General features: G+C 38.6%; 17 protein-coding genes. All 17 read left to right on the top strand.

The features are described 5' to 3' along the window. The 17 genes from BABA_RS16630 (at position 1) to BABA_RS16550 (ending at position 15662) form a co-directional block, all read left to right on the top strand. Positions 1–462: a threonine/serine exporter family protein gene (locus BABA_RS16630; RefSeq protein WP_040346707.1), complete on the top strand. Its 462-nt coding sequence runs from the start codon at positions 1–3 to the stop codon at positions 460–462. 167 nt (positions 463–629) lie between these two features. After that, entirely contained in the window at positions 630–1439 is an 810-nt protein-coding gene (locus BABA_RS16625; RefSeq protein ID WP_007086378.1) for a C39 family peptidase, read from the top strand. A gap of 504 nt (positions 1440–1943) precedes the next feature. Further along, positions 1944–3443 (top strand): amidase family protein, encoded by a 1500-nt coding sequence (locus BABA_RS16620; protein ID WP_007086377.1) that lies wholly within the window; start codon positions 1944–1946, stop codon positions 3441–3443. A 192-nt stretch (positions 3444–3635) separates the two neighbouring features. Then, positions 3636–4889, top strand: a complete 1254-nt coding sequence (locus BABA_RS16615) for an ATP-binding protein (RefSeq protein ID WP_007086376.1) — start codon at positions 3636–3638, stop codon at positions 4887–4889. Between the two features lie 166 nt (positions 4890–5055). Continuing rightward, entirely contained in the window at positions 5056–6219 is a 1164-nt protein-coding gene (locus BABA_RS16610; protein WP_007086375.1) for an HD-GYP domain-containing protein, read from the top strand. Positions 6220–6356: 137 nt separating this feature from the next. Further along, positions 6357–7532: a hypothetical protein gene (locus BABA_RS16605; RefSeq protein ID WP_007086374.1), complete on the top strand. Its 1176-nt coding sequence runs from the start codon at positions 6357–6359 to the stop codon at positions 7530–7532. Between the two features lie 150 nt (positions 7533–7682). After that, positions 7683–8765, top strand: a complete 1083-nt coding sequence (locus BABA_RS16600; RefSeq protein ID WP_007086373.1) for a hypothetical protein — start codon at positions 7683–7685, stop codon at positions 8763–8765. After that, the gene (locus BABA_RS16595; protein WP_007086372.1) at positions 8752–10941 is read left to right on the top strand and encodes a molybdopterin oxidoreductase family protein; all 2190 of its coding nucleotides are present in this window, start codon (positions 8752–8754) and stop codon (positions 10939–10941) included. The genes BABA_RS16600 and BABA_RS16595 overlap by 14 nt, the downstream gene beginning before the upstream one ends. Beyond that, complete coding sequence (locus BABA_RS16590; RefSeq protein ID WP_007086371.1) at positions 10942–11502, top strand: 4Fe-4S dicluster domain-containing protein; 561 nt, start codon at positions 10942–10944, stop codon at positions 11500–11502. Between the two features lie 11 nt (positions 11503–11513). Next, complete coding sequence (locus tag BABA_RS16585; protein WP_007086370.1) at positions 11514–12038, top strand: QcrA and Rieske domain-containing protein; 525 nt, start codon at positions 11514–11516, stop codon at positions 12036–12038. Next, positions 12028–12222, top strand: a complete 195-nt coding sequence (locus BABA_RS16580; RefSeq protein WP_007086369.1) for a hypothetical protein — start codon at positions 12028–12030, stop codon at positions 12220–12222. The genes BABA_RS16585 and BABA_RS16580 overlap by 11 nt, the downstream gene beginning before the upstream one ends. Further along, complete coding sequence (locus tag BABA_RS16575; RefSeq protein ID WP_007086368.1) at positions 12212–12526, top strand: hypothetical protein; 315 nt, start codon at positions 12212–12214, stop codon at positions 12524–12526. Before BABA_RS16580 ends, BABA_RS16575 begins: the two co-directional genes overlap by 11 nt. Next, positions 12513–12794 carry a hypothetical protein gene (locus BABA_RS16570; RefSeq protein WP_007086367.1) on the top strand — a complete coding sequence of 94 codons (282 nt, stop codon included), beginning with the start codon at positions 12513–12515 and terminating at the stop codon, positions 12792–12794. Before BABA_RS16575 ends, BABA_RS16570 begins: the two co-directional genes overlap by 14 nt. A gap of 39 nt (positions 12795–12833) precedes the next feature. Continuing rightward, positions 12834–13487 (top strand): sensor histidine kinase, encoded by a 654-nt coding sequence (locus BABA_RS16565; protein WP_007086366.1) that lies wholly within the window; start codon positions 12834–12836, stop codon positions 13485–13487. A gap of 22 nt (positions 13488–13509) precedes the next feature. Beyond that, the gene (locus BABA_RS16560) at positions 13510–14163 is read left to right on the top strand and encodes a response regulator (RefSeq protein ID WP_007086365.1); all 654 of its coding nucleotides are present in this window, start codon (positions 13510–13512) and stop codon (positions 14161–14163) included. Between the two features lie 15 nt (positions 14164–14178). Then, complete coding sequence (locus tag BABA_RS16555; RefSeq protein WP_007086364.1) at positions 14179–14628, top strand: GAF domain-containing protein; 450 nt, start codon at positions 14179–14181, stop codon at positions 14626–14628. A gap of 14 nt (positions 14629–14642) precedes the next feature. Further along, entirely contained in the window at positions 14643–15662 is a 1020-nt protein-coding gene (locus BABA_RS16550) for a PAS domain-containing sensor histidine kinase (protein ID WP_235749720.1), read from the top strand. The last annotated feature ends 107 nt before the right edge of the window (positions 15663–15769 follow it).

Genomic DNA, 15769 nt, shown 5'->3' with positions numbered 1-15769 from the left:
GTGGCTATATTGGGTCAGTTAATAACAAGCTTTATTGCAACAGGTGCGTTTGGAATCATTTTTAATGCCCCGAAGGAAACATTGGTGAAATGCGGCTTGATAGGGATGGGCGGTTGGCTGGTCTATTATCTTCTTGAACGCTATTTTGATGATGCTATTTTGGCATCGCTGGCAGCCACCATTTTTGTTGCAGTCATCAGCCAGGAGTTGGCAAAGTTTTATAAAACACCCGTCATCATTTTTAGCGTTGCGGGAATTATTCCACTGGTGCCCGGCGGTTTAGCCTATAATGCGATGCGTAACTTTGTTGAAAATGATTATAATACTGCCATCGGCTTAGCAGCAAAAGTATTTATGATTGCCGGTTCTATTGCCTTTGGGCTTGTCTTTTCAGAAGTCATCAATCAAGTGATTCGAAAAATTAATCAAAATAGGGCAAGGACTAAAATTCCTTCTAGATAACTCTAGAAGGAATTTTTTAAGTTAAAGTTAAGGAATTGCAGTTAGGATATATATGGTAATGTTTTTTCCTTTATCGGATCCGTTCTATTTGATATGGTTATATAATAGTATATTAAAAATCTAACGGATTAGCCCTGAAAATATAACAAGGAACGGTATGCTAATTTATGAGAAAAGTGTTATTTAGTTTGATCTTAGTATCCATTATGTTGATTGGTGTAAAAATGATGCAAAAGGATGAATTTAATTGGCAGGATGTCGAACAAATAAAGGAAACAATTCGGTCAGAGTCAACTAAAGTGGTGTCAAAATTACAAGCCGCAAGTAATGGGTTTATTGATGATGTAATAGAACCGATTAGAAATATAGAAAATGCACCAGAAACAGTTAATCCGGAACAAATGCTGCTGGATGTACCATTTTTGAATCAAATGGACCAACCCAAGTTGCGAAATGGCTGTGAGGTAACAAGCTTGGCGATGATTCTAATTTATCATGGAGTAAATGTAACAAAAAACGAGTTGGCTGAAAATATAAAAACAGTCCCCTTTACCGATAGTAACGGAAAAAAGGGAAATCCTCATGTCGGATTTGTTGGAGATATGGCCAATGGCCCGGGATTAGGAGTTTACAATGAGCCGGTACTAGAATTGGCAAAAAAATATGTGGGTGACAAAGCAGTTAATTTAACGAATCATTCTTTTGATGACTTATTAAAAAAAGTGGAGCAAGGGCTGCCGGTTTGGGTTATTACAACTACTAGCTTTGCTCCGGTCTCAGTATTCCAAACTTGGGATACACCTCAGGGGAAAATCGATATTACCTATAGTGAGCATAGTGCCGCGATTACCGGCTACGATGAAAATTATATTTATGTAAATGATCCATATGGGGAGAAGAACAAGAAAGTAAACCGTGAGAATTTTATTAAAGCATGGGAGCAAATGGGGAAGCAAGCGATCGTTATCGAAAAATAAAAAACAGGATGAATGGGCGAAGGCAGAGGAATGAAATATTCCTCTGCCTTCTTAGCTTTTTGATTCAAGTAGAATCCATATCGTAACTTGTGAATGGGTGTGTTTATGATTCAGTCATCCATCGCAAGGTAAAAATTTACTTTATTGTAATTGTTCATAAAAACAAGTTTGCCGCGGTTATTCTTCCACCTGATGGTTTTATACCTAAACGACGTAAGCCCTACCTCTCTTACATCCTAACGGCTCCGAAGCCGATCCAGTGTGAATAAGTTTTTATTTTAAAACATAAGCAGAATGCCAGAAAAAAATTCCTACATTGCGTTATCTTATCTATTACAAGTTACTATATTGTGAAGCACAAATACTAATATTACATGACTATGCTTGTTTTGTCAACAGTTTAATTGAACTTTCCGTTTACAACAGTTACGAATTTCTAAAAAAGGAAAAAGAGAATCCATAATAGAAGTAGTACGTATAATCGATTGAAAGGGGAGTTAGCGGATGGATGGGTTTGATTATAAACGTTACGACGGTCTGGGTCTTGCGGAATTAATCAAAAAGAAGGAACTGCAACCAAAGGAAGTCCTGACAGAAGCGATTCATACAATTGAGCAGCATAACCCAAAGTTGAATGCTGTTATTAACAAATTTTATGAAAAGGTAGAAAAAGAAGCAGAAACTGTTGATGTAAATGGGACGTTTGCAGGAGTACCCATGCTTTTAAAGGACATTGCGCAGGAGATAGAGGGGGAAAAAATCACTTCTGGCTCTAAGGCATTTCAAGGATACAGGGCAGAAGCTGATTCCGAATACGTGAAACAGGTGCGCTTGACTGGAGCTTTGTTTGTAGCCCAAACCAATGTTCCAGAGTTTGCTTTAATGGGAATTACCGAACCGGCTTTCTATGGCCCAACTAGAAATCCATGGAACCTGAATCATACCCCAGGTGGTTCAAGTGGTGGCGCGGCTGCCGCGGTTGCGAGCGGGATGGTGCCGATTGCCGGGGCAAATGATGGTGGAGGTTCGATTCGTATTCCCGGTGCCTATTGCGGACTTTCTGGTTTAAAACCAACACGAGGCCGGACACCAGTTGGTCCAAAATACGGAAGGCTTTGGCAAGGGGCCTCTGTAGATCATATTTTATCACGATCGGTACGAGATAGCGCGGCAATGCTGGACGAAATAAGTGTTTTTGAAAAAGCCGCAGCCTTTCATGTACCACCTTTTCATGGTTCATACCTCCAACAAAGCCAGACACCGTCAGGTAAAAAGTATACTATTGCCTTCTCCGTTCAATCACCGCTCGGAACGGAGGTCCACCAAGAATGTAAGAAAGCAGTAATGAAAACAGCAAAGCTGCTGGAATCGCTGGGTCATAACGTTGTGGAAATAGAAGCTCCGGTAGATGGCAGAAAAATTCTTAAAAGCTATCTGACGATGTATTTTGGAGAAGTGGCTGCTGCGATTACCGAACTCGAAACGGTTCTTGGAAGAAAAGCAGTCATGAGTGATGTTGAACCGACAACGTGGATATTAGGTTTAGTAGGAAAGGCAACATCAGCAGAAGCCTTTGTGTTAAGTGTAAGGGAATGGGATAAAGCAGCAATTGCGATGGAGCAATTTCATGAAACATATGATTTTTATCTGACACCAACAACTGCTTTTCCTCCTGCAAAAATTGGCGAACTTGAACCTAGCAAATCTGAAAAACTAGCCATGCAAGTGACAGGAAAACTGGGGCTTGGCGGTCTTTTGAAAAAGGTAGGGACTGTTGAACAGGTGGCAGAAAATAATTTAAAAAGAACGCCATTTACGCAGCTTGCCAATTTAACTGGTCAGCCTGCCATAACGATACCTATTCATCTAACTCCGGAGGGACTTCCTGTTGGCGTTCAATTCATGTCAGCAAGAGGAAGAGAGGATCTATTGTTTGCACTGGCAGGCCTAATTGAACAAACTGATTTCTGGATTCCGGTACAAAACAACCAGTTTTTTAAATAAAACAATGGGGAGGACTTACAACAATATGTAGTCCTCCTTTTGTAGGTTAATAGCGAAATATGTCGAAATTCATAGTTTTTCTGTTTTTTATGTCATTTTTCGCACGAAAAATGGTAAGATAGTAGTAGAGAATATAACATTTATGATTTTTCAGATAATTCGTTTGCAAACAAGGCCAAGGGAGCTATTTACATGAAGGAAGGTACCAACAGTCCTAAATTAATCTATGAAGAAAAAAAGGCAATCAAGCTATTTTTGTGGTTGTTTAATGTCATTTTTTTCTTGTTTGATATTTTCTATTTTTATATTTACCCATTTTACACACATGAAAATTATACTTTGGTTCAGCGAGATGGATTAGGAGTTTGGCTGTATTGTCTTATCATTGCATTACTTCTAATTGCACTATATTTTCTAAAAAAAGGGAATCCTTATATTATTAAATATATTTATATATTAAGCTATTTTTGTATTGACATAGTAGATAATCTTTTAAGATATGCAGGAACGACTAAAACCTTTGCTTCAGGAAATATAGTCGAAATATTATTTATCCTCTTTTGCCCGATTTTTGTTAATAAAAAATACTTTTGGGTTGTCGCAGTAGGACTAATAAGTAAGAATGTAATAATAGGTGTAGTTTTGCAAACTTTTTATCCCCTTTTTCCAGCTATGGTCTTTTTTGTTCTGTCGCTAATTGCTTATATTTTATTAACGCGTTTTAATTCATATATTAATTCGTTAAGTCGTGTTTATGAAGAACTTCACAAGAAAGAAAAGTTAGCGGTTGTTGGTCAAATGGCTACAGCAATTGGGCACGAAATTCGGAATCCACTTTCTTCATTAAAAGGTTTTACGCAACTGCAGCAGGAAAGGAATCCGGTGGGGAATGAATTTTATCCAATCATGATTCAGGAAATTGATCGAATTAATTCTATTGTCGATGATCTAATGTATCTAGGAAAACCAAAAGAAATAACATTTGAAAATGCCCGCATTGAAGAAATAATAACCTATACACTATCGATTACAAATCATCAGGCAGAAGGAAATGGTATTACGGTTGAGACTGCCATAGCAGAACCTTTACCACCTCTTGAATGTGATGCACAGCAACTTAAACAAGTCTTTCTTAATTTAATCAAAAATGCTATTGAGTCGATGCCTGGAGGTGGAAGAATACAGATTCTTATTAAGAGTGTTGAAAAACACAAAATATATATATCCATTCAGGATGAAGGTTGCGGGATTGCTAATGAAAATCTTCCAAATTTAGGGGAACCGTTTTTTACAACAAAAAAAGATGGAACTGGTCTAGGGTTATTGGTTACCACCCAGATCATCAAGGATCATAATGGAGAGCTGAATATTGAAAGTGAGATTGGAAAAGGAACAAAAGTTGATGTAGTGTTGCCAATGTCACAGGGGGGAATTGGCAAAAAATAGTTCTTTAATTATACAAAAATCGGCAAAATAAAGTGTTTCAACAACTTTTCCAATGAGATATAATGTAGAGGTATATTGGATTTTGATAGATTTTGTTAACGATTAATATAAATTTAAATATTTATTAATTATATCATGAGTGTGTTCGATACGCTTGGAGGTTTATATGATACCGCAAGAAGAAAAACAAACAGTGAAATGGTTTCTTTTATTTTTCTATATAATTTTACTAGGCTATGATTTTTTTTATTATTACATTTTACCTATTTTTATTAGACATGAAAAAGGTGGTTTTCCTAGTAACTTTTGGTGGATCAACTATTTTGTGTTAGCGGTATTGATTCCGGTCATGATTTATTTAAGTAAGTTAAATAGACAATTTTGGATTAAATATGTTTTTTTTATTAGCTATTTATTAACTGCTTTTACTGTTGACATTTTATCCTATTATGGTAGAGGGGATTCCTACACTAGTGGAAATGTAGTAGAGATATTTTTGATTTTAACATTACCACTATTCTTGAATTCAAGGTACTTTTGGTTAGTGAGTATAGGAGTAATAGCAAAATATATTTTAACTAGTTTTATATTTAATACTACCTATCTCATCCTGCCAATTATATTATTTGTAATTTTATCAATTATGTCATTCTTTTTATTGGTTCGGTTTCAGGGGTATGTCAAAGCAATTAGCACTTCTTATGATAATCAGTTACAAGGAATTGTAAAAGGAGTAATTGCTACTTTAGAGCTGAAAGACCCTTATACAAGGGGACATAGTGAACGTGTTGCAAACTACGCTCTATTATTGGCTAAACAATTGGGTGGGTTTTCGAAGGAAGAACAAAAATCATATTACTATGCATGTTTATTGCACGATATTGGGAAGGTACATATTCCAGATTCAATATTAGTGAAACCAGAGAAGTTAACTAAGGAAGAATTTGAAATTATAAAAACTCATCCAGTTGTTGGTGCAGATGCCGTCAAGGATGTTGAAGGAATAAATGAAAGTATTTCTGTCATCCGTTCTCATCATGAGCGCTGGGACGGTAAGGGGTACCCAGATCAATTAATGGGTGAGGATATTCCTTTACTGGCTAGAGTTACTTCTATCGCAGATGCTTTTGATGCCATGACATCGTCTCGATCTTATCGTGCAGCAATGCCTGTTGAAGAAGCCTATAAACGTATTATTGATGGGATAGGGTCTCAATTTGATCCAACGCTTGTGGAGGAATTTAAAAAGGTATTCCCAGCTTGGGTCGAATTTCATAAAACATATCCATGGACTAAACAATGGAATTTACCTAAGGAGGTGGAGTTATGAAAATCCGTAAGCTTAAGAAAGTAAAAACGACTTGCTGGTGGTGTGCTTTTGTAGGAATAAAGGCTTAAGAGTGGAGGATGCTAGCTATGGCTACGCATCCTTCTTTATTGTAAAATCACAAGCTAAAGGGTGTTGAAATGAACCTTACATTTGATTCACGTCTATTGTTAGTTCCAATTAATTTCCGCAAGGATAAAAAAAATTATATTATCGAGGATGCAGCATCTGGTGAATTTTATGAAATGCCAGGGATTTGTATTGAAGCAATAAATTTAATGATTCAAGGTGAGCATTTAGGTGAAATTGAGAGAAAACTGAAGATGACATATCCTAATGAAGAAGTTGATCTTCTCGATTTTGCTCAACAGTTATTAGAATTGCAATTGATTGAGGAAATTGATGGTGTAAAGGTTGCTAGACAGGTATACCAAAAGGAACCATTAGGTTTTTTATCGATTTCGCCAAAGATCGGAAAATTCTTTTTTAATAAATTTTCTTATCCTATATATTTAATCTTATTCATTGTAAATCTTATCCTTTTCATTGTTAACCCCTCCTTATTTCCTCATTATGAAGATATATTTGTTTTTGATATTATGGTGTTAAATGTGGTTGTATGGTTGACGCTTGCCTTTATTCTGGTGCTTATCCATGAGTTTGGACATACTTTGGCGATGAGAGCCTATAATCTTCCAACCAAACTCGAGATTGGTCATCGTTTATTTTTTGTTGTCTTTGAAACGAATATGTCATCAATCTGGAAACTAGCATCCAAGGATCGGAATGTATTATTTTTAGCGGGTCTTTGTTTTGATATGGTAGCCCTTTTTATTGCTCTAATTTGTCAATTGATTTTTTCAAATAGTCTTACTCTTGGACTGTCGACACTTGCTATCTTTGATATATTTATGAGAATCGTATTTCAATGCTTCGTTTATATGAAAACAGATCTATATTTTGTCTTCGAAAATATAACCGGATGTTACAATTTAATGGAAAATGCTAATAAGACAATTCGTAAATGGTTACCTATTCTAAAATTTAACTCAAAAGATGAGGTTGAATTTGAAAGCGAACGAAAAACGATTTTCTTATACTCCATTTTCTGCATTGTTGGAGTAGGATTAACGCTTTTCTTATATGGAAAGTATTACATTCCAGAGATGATCCATGCAGCAAAAATACTACTTCCCGGATATTTACAATCACCAACAAGCCTTGTTTTCTGGGATGCAGTGGTTTTTACGCTGCAGGTCGGCATCTTCTTACTATTGCTTTTGAATTCATGGCGAAAAAAATACCTCAAGCATTAGTTTGTGTCAGAAATTTGTCTAAAATAATTTTTCTAAGGGTTTTTTCCCCCGAGGATAGGGGAGTTCCCCTATATAGATAACACAACCATTTTTCTTACAATAAGAGTAAGAAAACGGATGTGTTATTTTTTTTTAGGGAGGATCAAGAAAATGGAGTCAACTATTTCTACGACTAAAAAACCGAAAAGCTCTGTCAATGATGCATTTGCATCCCATTTTGCAAAATCAATGTTTCTATCAGTTGTCGGACTACTGATCTTAACTTTTATCGGAACAAGAATGTTCACCCATGTCGACTTGAATTTATATGGATATATGGTTGGAACGATTGTTTTTATCGGCGGGTTCTTCTACCGCTTTATTGCCTGGGGCGAAAGACCGCCGACCAAACTTTTTATTAAAAAGGGTTTAAAGCTGCTTTTTAGAAAAAGTACACCGAAAACGGCAGTGAATCATTTAGCGATTTACGATTTCATTCGTAACCGTGGAATTTACCGTTGGGTGCAGCATATCTTAATCGGTTGGGGCTGCGTTCTTGCATGCTTAGTCACATTCCCGCTCGTGTTCAGCTGGATGTATTTTACAATGGAAGACAATGGCTACTATACAATCGTGTTATTTGGAATGAATGTTATGCATGTAAAAGCAGAAGGGATCATTGCTTGGTTATCCTATAATGCATTAAACATTGCCGCGATCATGGTTACAGCAGGTGTATGCATGGCACTATACCGCCGCTTGAAAAATATGCAGGCTAGAGCAGAACAAAAATTCATATATGACTTTTTACCGCTTTATCTATTACTTTTCATTTCAATTACAGGACTATTATTAACGTTCCAAAACGTTGTCTTACATGGCTGGATGCAGCCGCAAATGTCACTAATCCACCAATTTTCCGTCATCGTGACGTTAATCTATTTACCATTCGGAAAGCTTGCACACATTCCTTTCCGTCCAATGAGCGTTTTCGCAAGAAATTACCGTGAACATTATGGAGAACAGCACATGAAAGAATGTAAGGTATGCGGCGAGGATTTCGTATCTGTGGAGCAATCAAATGATGTCATTCAAGTTTTAGGTGTCAATGAGATCGATTTTAATATGCAAGATGGTTTTAATCTTGCTGAATTATGCCTGCCGTGCCGCAGGAAATACCGGATTTCAAGATTCTCAGGATTCGCGACGCATCAAGTGAAAGTCAAGGAGGCAAACCAGAATGCAAAAGGATAATTTTAGAAATGAACGAGATAAATATTTTAAAGAAGTAGAAAACTTAAACCATCCCAATGAAACATTAGTCAAGACACACTGCAGCTATTGTGCGATGCAATGTGGAATGAACTTAAGGGTAAATACAAAGACAAACAAGATCATTGGGGTTGAGCCTCGATATGATTGGCCGGTAACTTTAGGAAAGATGTGCCCGAAAGGAGTTACTGCTTACCAGCAGGTAAACAATCATGATCGTTTGCTAAAACCATTAATTCGTGATGATCAATCGTTAAAAGGTACGAAAGATGGCTTCCGTGAAGCCAGTTGGGATGAGGCATATGATCTTATCGTAAAAAAATTCACCGAGCTTCAAGAGAATTATGGAAAAGACTCACTCTCAGTTTATAGCGGCGTTTCAATGACAAACGAAAAGTGTTATTTAACTGGGAAATTTGCTCGTGTTGGACTCCAAACCCGCTACATTGATTATAATGGCCGATTCTGTATGGCTAGTGCCGCAGGTGGTTTAAATCGCTCATTGGGTATAGATAGAGGTTCAACAATTCCTTGGACGGATGTACATGAAACTGATTGTATTTTTCTTGCTGGCAGTAATACCGCAGAATGCCATCCAACCATGATGTTCCGGGTTTGGGCAATTCAAGAACGCGGCGGCTATGTGATTGTTGCTGACCCAAGGGAAACGCCAGTTGCCAGAAAAGCAGATCTTCACCTTGATTTAAGACCTGGTACAGACCTTGCGCTTGCTAATGGGATATTAAATTTACTTATTCAAAACGGCTATACGGACGAAGAATTTATAAAAAATCATACAAATGGCTTTGAAGAAACAAAAGAACTTGTTAAACAATTCACACCAGAATATACAAGTGCGATTACAGGTGTGGCACCTGAGAAAATTATTCGTGCGGCAGAATTGTACGGTAAAGCTCCAAATGCGATTGTCATGTTTGCCAGAGGGATTGAGCAGCAAATTAAAGGGGTAGATAACGTTTCTGCCTATACGAATATGGCACTTGTGACAGGGAAAATAGGTCGTGCTAAATCGGGTGTTGCGACAATTACAGGACAAGGAAATGGTCAAGGGGGACGTGAACATGGGCAAAAAGCCGATGCACTACCTGGATATCGTAAAATAGCGAATCCTGATCACGTTAAATATGTTTCAAAGGTGTGGGGTATCGAACCGGAAGAAATGCCACAAGAGGGTGTTTCCGCATTTGAAATGTTTGGATTAATGGAACAAAAGACGATTCGTGCATTATACCTATTGTGTTCAAATCCTGCCGTTTCTGCTCCAGATCAAAATTATGTTCGTGAGCAGTTGAAAAACCTAGACTTCATGGTTTGTGTTGACTTTTTTCTTTCAGAATCTGCTGAATTTGCTGATGTCATACTGCCTACAACAACATGGGCAGAGGATGAAGGGACAACAACAAATGTTGAAGGTCGGATTATAAAGATTAATCAAGCACAAATGCCTCTTGGTGAATCAAAGCCAGACTGGCAGATTCAAATAGAAATTGCAGAGCGAATGGGTCGGGGCAAATATTTTTCTCACTTAAAAACTTCTGAAGACGTATTTAATGAACTTCGTGTCGCATCTAAAGGTGGAACGGCTGATTACTACGGCGTAACATGGGAAAAGATCGACAAGCAAGACGGAGTGTTCTGGCCATGTAAGGATGAAGATGATCCCGGAACACCGCGTTTATTTTTAGATAAAAAGTTCAATCATCCAGATGGAAAGGCAAAAATCTTTGCATTGCCATACAGACCGTCTGCGGAAGAACCGGATGGAGAATACCCATTGCGTTTAACAACAGGACGCGTTGTCTACCATTATTTATCAGGGAATCAGACGAGAAGAATACAATTCCTTCGTGATATGTGTCCGGAACCATTTGTAGAAGTGCATCCGGAAACAGCAGCAAAATACAATATTGAACACGAAGAACTCGTTCGCCTCTATACTCGTAGAGGAGAAACAACTTATAAAGTGAAAATCACAGAGGCCATTCGGGAGGATACCGTGTTTGTTCCTTATCACTGGGGCCATGAAAAATCTATTAATCTATTGACAATTGGTGCTCTTGATCCATATTCACGGATGCCGGAATTCAAGGCTTGTGCCGCGCAGATTGAAAAACTAGAAATGAAGAAGGTGCAGTAAATGAAAAAGAGGCTTTATTTAGAACTTGAAAACTGTATAGGGTGCCGCTCTTGTTTAGCGGCTTGTACACAGTGCGGAGGGCACGAGGAACGTAACCGTAACTATGTTTACGACGTTAACCCGCTTGTTAACCGTCAAACGATGCCTCTTATGTGCCTTCACTGCGTGAATCCTGCATGTGCACGAAGCTGTCCGGCTCAGGCCATCCAAATTCACGAAACAGGTGCTGTTCTATCAGCGCTTGTGGAAAAGTGTATCGGCTGTCAAAACTGTACGATTGCCTGCCCGTACGGTATACCGAAGTTTGATACAGAGCAAAATCTAATGTATAAGTGTGATCTTTGTATCGACCGTACAAAGGATGGTATTCCGCCAATGTGTGCGAGTGTTTGTCCATCCAATACATTACAATGGTTAACCGATGAAGAAATTGAAGCGAAACAAAAGCAATTTAATCTTGATAATGGTAAATGGGTAACAAGCATGCCTTATTTAGAAGGCGAAACTAACGTTAAAGTGAATCTCCCTGGAATCCTGCAGGGCGTCACGAAATTGTTTTAGGAGGGATTAACATGACAGATAAAAATAATAAAATCCCGTTTAATGAAGATAACTATACACATAACATCAATCGCAATAATGAAAGAAAGCTAGATCGCCGAGGATTCATGAAAACCTTGGTTGGCGCTGCAGGTGTCTTTGCAGTTTCCTCGCTTCCATGGGGAGTATTGGCTGTGAAAGAATTAAATGGCCTTGAAGATAAGAAATATCCGAAACAAAAAATCACGGATGTTAGTGCCTTACCTATTGGTGATGCGGTTGACTTTGCCTTCCCTGGAGAGCATGACAGTGCGATTTTAATTCGCCTTTCTGAAAAAAAATACGTGGCCTACCAAAATGCATGTACCCATCTTCGCTGCCCGGTTTTTTGGAAAAAGGATGAGGGTGAAATGCTTTGCCCGTGCCATCACGGCAAGTTTGATGTAGAAACAGGTGCACCAACTGCAGGCCCTCCTAGACGGCCGCTTCCTGAAATTCATGTGAAGGTAGAAAACGGTGCGGTATATGCCGTGGGGGTGAAGCGTTATGAAGCGTAGTTACCTGCCAGTTGCTCTTTTACTTGCGGTTCTAATGTTAAACATTATTTTTACGCAATATATGGTTCATCAATACTTTTATGAACATTTTACAAACACAATTATAGCAGCGGTCATCAACGTTATTTTATTTCCGATCGCCTTCCTTATTTATAAAAAAGGTGTGAATGTCCATGACCAGTGAAACCTATATTGATTTTTGTTTTGTAAGACCAGAATCAGGCGGTTTTGAAGCGGAAATTGATGAATTATTAAAACAGATCTTTACAAAAAAACGTTTGAACTGGTTCATAGAAGAAAAAAAGACTATCGATGGTGCCGAGATGGTTGTGGCAGAAATCAAGGGAATGAGTGACTGGGGTTCAGAAGAAGAAGCCATCCAGTTCATTGAAGAGAATGCAGTAGAGAAGTTTTGGGAGTATCTGCAGGGCTATAAAATGTTCATCTATCCTGCCAAGAGAGGATGTAACAGCTGTGGAACTCATTAATATAGAAGATGTAAAGCATTTTGCCAATGTACCGGTTGAAATTATCATTCAAGATGTTGAGGGCGGCGACCAAGCCCCGGCTGTGAAAAAAACAGTGAAGAAAGTTCAATATTGTCCGGATGAAACGCATATCCGATTTTACTTTGACGATTTTAATTTTCTCGCTGTGCCCCGAGCAAGTCGTGTAACTAAGACTGAAGAACAATGGTCAGCATCTGATCCGGAAAGTGGATTGACATATACTGTTAAAAAGGTTCAGGTCTTTTAATTAAGAACCTGCCTTTTTTTTAATAAAAGGTGGTGCAAAATGGAAAATTTACATGCGAAGCAGCAGATCAGCTCTTATATTATTCAATCTCAAGAGGAAGAAATTAAACGAATTGCCTTGGAGCTTCACGAAGGTGTCGGACAAAATCTGTACAGTATTTTAACCGGGTTGCAGGTCGTTGAATCTGCCGCAAAAGAACCGCATATGAAAAATTATGTTCGTGAAATGGGGTCGCTGATAGAAAAGACGATTCAGGAAATAAGGCTGCTGTCTGTTGAATTGCATCCACCTGCCTTAACTACCCTTGGATTACTTCCTGCTGTAAGAAGCTATATTAAGTTATATACCTCAACATTTGGCATTCTAGTTGATTTAGAATCGACGGGTGTAGAAAAATTAATGCCTGAGCAGAACAGAATCGCCGTCTTTCGTGTCTGTCAGGAAGCACTTGCGAATATTGCAAAATATGCGGATACATCAGATGTGAAAATAAATTTTGTCTGGAACAAAGAGGAATTAATTATAACCATTCATGACTTCGGAAAAGGCTTTCAACTAGAGGAACATATTGATAACCATCATTCATACGGTCTTGCAGCAATGAAGGAAAGAATGCTTCTAACTGGCGGGAAGACGACGATATCATCTAAAATAGGGGAAGGAACATCTATTGAACTATCTCTACCGTTATAGGAATCAAAAGGAGAGTTAAAAATTGATAAAAATCCTGTTGGTTGATGATCATGCTGTTGTTAGAAGCGGCTTAAGAATGCTGCTGAATACAAATCCCGAGATGGAAGTTGTCGGGGAAGCCTCGGAAGGTAATGAAGGAATTAAAAAGGCTTTAAAGCTGGAACCTGATGTTGTGGTCATGGATTTAAGTATGCCGCATGGAAAAGATGGATTGTCAGCGACCACAGAACTAAAAAAGTTAAAACCTGAGATCAATATATTAATTCTTACGATGCATGATGACGATGAATACCTATTCCGTGCCATTCAAGGCGGGGCATCTGGCTGTATTTTAAAAAGTGCGCCGCACGATGAATTAATGTCAGCAATCGAATCAGTTGCGGCTGGCGATGCTTATCTTCATCCATCAGCACAGAAACGATTAATGGAAGAGTATTTGGGAAGCCTTAAACTGGATGGCAGTGATACGTATAATCTCTTATCTGATCGTGAAAAGGAAGTTTTGACATTGATCGCTAAAGGCTATTCTAATAAGGAAATAGCGGAGCAGTTAGTGATTAGTGTGAAAACGGTTGAAACCCATAAAGGAAATTTGATGGAAAAACTGCAGATGAAAACCCGGCCCGAGTTGGTGGAATATGCCGTTAAAAAGGGGTTATTAGGTTATGGAATTTAAGGAGCATTACCTTAGATGATAGCGATTAAGGAAATTCAAACAGTTACGGAAATGTGCAGTATAGTAATGGCAGCTGCAAACAGTGAATTTGTCGCTCTTGCGATCCAAAATGAATCTGGACCTGATGTAAGGTGGCATTATGCCGCAGGTAATTTGAATGATAAATACAAAAGAATAACCGTCCGTTTCGGGAAAGGGATTGCAGGAAAAGTGATTTCAAGTGGCAGCCCAATGATGATGACAAACTTTCCTCACGATATTTTGGGGAAAGTGACGGATTTTCCAATTGCCCTTGCTGAAAAACTTGTGTCCTCTTATGCGGTTCCTATATTTTTTAATGCAGTTCCGAAAGGGGTATTGCTCGTGGGGAAAAGGGAGAAATATTCCTTTACCGAAGAGGAGCAGGAAGCAGTAAAGGATTCTGCACTATCCTTAGAACAAATTCTAAAAGAGCATTTACTGTAATGCGGGGGACGGAAATGGATATAGATATTCAGCAAACCAAAAATGAACTGATGGATTATAAATTTGCCCTTGATGCATCTTCGATTGTTGCCATCACGAATTCGCAGGGCACCATTACATATGTGAACGATCAATTTTGCCATATCTCCAAATATTCGCGGGAAGAACTTTTGGGACAGGATCATCGGATCATAAGTTCGGGTTTCCATTCTGGGGACTTTTTCAAAGAAATGTGGAGAACAATTGGTTCGGGGAAAGTTTGGAAAGGCGAAATTTGTAATCTTGCCAAAGATGGAACCTATTACTGGGTTGATACCACAATTGTTCCATTTTTAAACGAAAAGGAGAAGCCTTACCAGTATCTGGCGATTCGCTATGAGATTTCGGAAAGGAAGCGTGTAGAGCAGGAATTACAAAAAATGATGGCAACCATCATTGACGTTCAAGAAGAGGAACGAAAGCGCTTATCACGAAATTTACATGATGGAATCGGTCAAAATCTATATAGTCACCTCATTACCATCAACCGGTTGCTTTCTGAATTGGAGCATCCCTTACTGACGCAAATGCAAAAGGAAGCGACGGAATTGATTGAAGAAATCCGTGAAATTTCTTGGGAGCTGCGGCCGTCTGTGTTAGATGACCTTGGATTGGTACCGGCTATCCGCTCTTATTTATCGCGATTTTCAGATCACTACCATATCGATGTTTATTTGGATTGTGTCTTAAACCGCCGCCTTGATATCAGTATAGAGCTCACAATATACCGGATTATTCAGGAGGCATTAACGAATATCCGAAAGTATGCAGAGGTTTCCGAAGCTACTGTAATCGTCAGAGAGATGGATGATGTAGTACGGGTGATGATTGAAGACAAAGGTAAGGGGTTTGACATGAAACAGCGATCACCGGGAGTAGGTCTTTTCAGTATGGACGAACGGGCGCGATCAGTCGGAGGAGAACTTTTGATTACCGCTTCACCAGGAAAAGGCACAAAAATAATCCTAGAAATACCAATAACATTTGCAAGTTAAAAAAGGTGTCAGGCACCCAAATGGTGCCTGACACCTTTTTCCATGTCTAGCTCCAGCGCCCAGCGGCTAGTGTCCTTCGCTCTCCGCCCTACGATAAGTCAACATCA

Source organism: Neobacillus bataviensis LMG 21833 (assembly GCF_000307875.1).
GTDB lineage: Bacteria > Bacillota > Bacilli > Bacillales > Cytobacillaceae > Neobacillus > Neobacillus bataviensis.
This window is presented reverse-complemented; position numbering and strand designations above follow the sequence as displayed.